A 3,068-nucleotide genomic window follows, 5' to 3' on the forward strand; every position below is an offset into this window, starting at 1 on the left:
AACCACGACCGGTACGGGTGTTGACCTTGCCGGCTTTGAGTCGGCTGCCGTCGTAATCAACACCGGCGCCATCGCTGGCAGCGGTGTTTTCAACGTCACGCTTGAAGAGTCTGATGTTTCTGGCTCCGGCTATACCGCCGTTGCAGCTTCGAAGATCCAGGGTACGTTGCCGACCCCGCTGGCTGCCTCAACCGTCTATAAGCTCGGCTACCTCGGCGACAAGCGATACATCAGGCCCGTCCTGACGCTGGCCTCGGGCACGTCGATCGTTGCTGGTGCCGTTGTCCTAAAGGGCAACGCGCGTTCGAAGCCGACCGCCTGATGTATAAAGTGGTGAAGCCGTTCCCTTTCTCGGAGGACGGCTTCACGCTCGTTGATCTGAATGCGGACGACGAGCGTGATTTTGGCGATCTCGCCGCCGGGCTCGAGGCGGAAGGCTTTATTCAGCCTGCGGCCAAGAAGGTCGCGGTCGATGAGCAGGCTGAGCCGCGTACCAAGAGGAAATAGCGATGGCTCTGCGCCTTGTGACGGAAATTGCGCCGATTATCAGCCTGGCCGACGCAAAGGCGCACCTTCGTGTCCTCCACGACGATGACAATGGATACATTTCAGGTCTGATTGCGACCGCTGGAGACTGGCTCTTCGGTGAAAACAGTTGGTTAGGCCGATCTGCGACAGCTTCGGAGTGGGAGTTGACGCGTTGCGAGTTCCCAGTTGGCCGCATCGACCTACCGAAACCACCGCTCGTGTCGGTCAATGGCGTGTTCTATACGCCTTCTAACGGCGATGAGGAGCAGGAATTAACAGGATTTCGAACTCTGGGTGAGGGCGGAAGCGGTTACATCTTGCCCGCGAAGGACCAGGAATGGCCTGAGACCGACGGCGAACCAGAGTCGGTTCGCATCGAGTTTACGGCTGGCTATGCGGCATTGCCGGCGTCGATCAAGCACGCCGCTTTGCTGTTGATTGGTCACTGGTACGAGAATCGTGAAGCCGTAGCCGAAGCTAAGTTGAGCGCCATGCCTATGGCAGTCGAAGCGCTCCTCATGCCCTATCGAAATTGGCCCTCGTAAGGGCAAGGAGACCCCATGACAGCACTGAGCATTACCGCGGCGAACGTCGTTGCGGGCACGAATTCCACGCGCGATATCGGCACGGCTGGCACGACCATTACCGCAGGGCAGGCTGTCTATCTGGACACTGCCACGAACAAATGGCTTCTGGCGGATACTAATTCCGCAACTGCCGCCGCGCGCGTTGCTTCGGCTATCGCGCTGAACTCGGCGAGCCTGAACCAGCCTATTTCGCTGCATAAGAGCGGCGACATCACGATCGGTGCGACGGTCACGGCCGGCGTTGCCTATTACCTTGGCGGCACGGCCGGCACGATCGTTCCGGTGGGTGACCTGACGACGGGCGACTATCCGCAGATTATCGGCATCGCGAAGTCCGCGACTGTCCTTGCTGTCGACTTCCAGTCGGCTGGAGTGGCGCTCTAAGATGTGGGTCCGGTTCACCGAGGATCATAACTGGGTGCAGCCGGGCTTCACGATTGCATACAAAGCCGGCATGCACCTGAACGTGACGCGCGCGTGCGCTGACGAGGCTTTGGCGTCCGGTAAGGCGGTACGGGCGAAGCGGGAGGCTGCTGATGGCAAAGAAGCCGAGTAGCGGTAGATGGGAGAAATGCCCATTTACTGGGGAAATTGGCTATCTCCGCGATACTCTTTTTGTTGCCCTTATGCGGCGATGTGGAAAGTTAGGTCGTTTCGCACTTGACTGGCGCTTAGGTGTCAGCCTTGGACACGGTTCCCTATCTTCCCTCAAGAATGCGTGGCGCTGGTGGGGGCTGCATGGCAAAGAAGCCGAATAGCGGCGCGCTGCGCGTCAAGCTGCACTTTCAGGTCCGACCTTTGGTCGATGACGGTATGGGCAACGAGCAATCTGGCCCATGGGAAACGGTCTTCACCGACTTCGCGGAACTCATTCCGCTTAGGGGCGGCGAGCCGGTAATGGCGGCCCGTCTGACGGGCATACAGCCGTACATCATGCGAGTCCGCAGTCATGCGGCAAGCCGTGAGGTAACGCCGTCCTGGCGCGCTCTGGACGCCCGCAATCCAAAGCGCGTGCTGAACATCAGATCAGTCTCCGACCCGGATCAGACAAATGCCTGGCTCGAGATGGTGGCCGACGACGGCGTAGCAACATAGCGGCGGACAACGTAAGGCGGGGTAGGGTATGGCGCTGAAAGCCACAATCACGGGCAAGGACGAGCTCTTCCGTCGGCTTACGCAGGTTGCGCCGAACGTTGCGAAGTATGCCACCGAAGCCAAGCGAAAAGCCGGCGACGAACTGGCTGAGGCTATCCGTCAGCGGGCGCCGACCGGCGCGACGCTGGAATACATGGAAAGCATTGAGGCCGACGAGCTCGCGAACCGTCCGCATCAGGAGCGCGTGAGCAAGGCCGCTGCCAAGGATCCGACCGCTGTTGGGTTGTTTGCCGAATACATCTGGCGTTGGTTGGAGTGGGGTACTGCGCCGCATAATACCGCCAAGGGCGGCGGCACAGTTCTAGGGCAGGCGACACACCGCGAAGGCGGCGGCACGCAGCATCCCGGCACTCGGGCGCAGCCACATATTTTCCCGACATATCGCGCAATGAAGCCCAAGATCATGAAGCGCATCCGCGCTGCGGTGAACAAGGGCGTTCGGGAGGCCATGAATAAATGAGTCCCGAACTGGAACTGCAGGGCGCCATCGTCACGCGCCTCAAGGTGGATGCGTCGCTCATGAACCTCGTCAACGGTGTTTATGACGAGCCACCTACCACACGGTGGGCCACGCCAAAACTTGGCTACGTCACAATCGGCGAGGCGCAGTTCATTCGAGATGACGCGACCTGCATCGAGGGCGGCGACGTCTATCTGACTTTGCATGCCTGGTCTCGGAAGGTCGGCTTTCCCGCTGTGAAGGAGATCGCATTCGCGGTCTCGGAAAACTTGCATATGGCGCCGCTGGTCCTGGCATCTTGGCGCCTTGTTTCCATCATGCACCGACAGACGCGCGTT

At 59.9% G+C, this 3,068-nt stretch carries 7 protein-coding genes; all 7 read left to right on the forward strand.

All coding sequences use genetic code 11. The features are described from left to right. Positions 1-322: hypothetical protein (locus ACOZKU_RS14645; protein ID WP_421579495.1), on the forward strand; the 322-nt coding region annotated here is incomplete at its 5' end. Continuing rightward, a complete protein-coding gene (locus tag ACOZKU_RS14650) occupies positions 322-507 on the forward strand; it encodes a hypothetical protein (protein ID WP_421579496.1) in 186 nt (61 codons plus the stop codon). The genes ACOZKU_RS14645 and ACOZKU_RS14650, both read left to right, overlap by 1 nt. Positions 508-509: 2 nt before the next feature. Next, entirely contained in the window at positions 510-1,073 is a 564-nt protein-coding gene (locus ACOZKU_RS14655) for a head-tail connector protein (RefSeq protein ID WP_421579497.1), read from the forward strand. Between the two features lie 15 nt (positions 1,074-1,088). Next, positions 1,089-1,499, forward strand: coding sequence for a hypothetical protein (locus ACOZKU_RS14660; RefSeq protein WP_421579498.1), 411 nt, complete (start codon positions 1,089-1,091; stop codon positions 1,497-1,499). Positions 1,500-1,853: 354 nt separating this feature from the next. Further along, complete coding sequence (locus ACOZKU_RS14665; RefSeq protein WP_421579499.1) at positions 1,854-2,210, forward strand: head-tail adaptor protein; 357 nt, start codon at positions 1,854-1,856, stop codon at positions 2,208-2,210. A 28-nt stretch (positions 2,211-2,238) separates the two neighbouring features. Beyond that, a complete protein-coding gene (locus ACOZKU_RS14670; protein ID WP_421579500.1) occupies positions 2,239-2,730 on the forward strand; it encodes an HK97 gp10 family phage protein in 492 nt (163 codons plus the stop codon). Next, positions 2,727-3,068, forward strand: a 342-nt coding sequence (locus ACOZKU_RS14675) for a DUF3168 domain-containing protein (RefSeq protein ID WP_421579501.1), incomplete at its 3' end; no start/stop codon positions are given. The genes ACOZKU_RS14670 and ACOZKU_RS14675, both read left to right, overlap by 4 nt.

This window comes from Shinella sp. M31 (genome assembly GCF_049199205.1).
GTDB lineage: Bacteria > Pseudomonadota > Alphaproteobacteria > Rhizobiales > Rhizobiaceae > Shinella.

Excerpts from the sequence above, each read along its gene's own strand:
- ACOZKU_RS14660 (WP_421579498.1), top strand. The coding sequence starts at position 1,089 with ATGACAGCACTGAGCATTACCGCGGCGAACGTCGTTGCGGGCACGAAT.
- ACOZKU_RS14670 (WP_421579500.1), top strand. The coding sequence starts at position 2,239 with ATGGCGCTGAAAGCCACAATCACGGGCAAGGACGAGCTCTTCCGTCGG.
- ACOZKU_RS14655 (WP_421579497.1), top strand. The coding sequence starts at position 510 with ATGGCTCTGCGCCTTGTGACGGAAATTGCGCCGATTATCAGCCTGGCC.
- ACOZKU_RS14665 (WP_421579499.1), top strand. The coding sequence starts at position 1,854 with ATGGCAAAGAAGCCGAATAGCGGCGCGCTGCGCGTCAAGCTGCACTTT.
- ACOZKU_RS14650 (WP_421579496.1), top strand. The coding sequence starts at position 322 with ATGTATAAAGTGGTGAAGCCGTTCCCTTTCTCGGAGGACGGCTTCACG.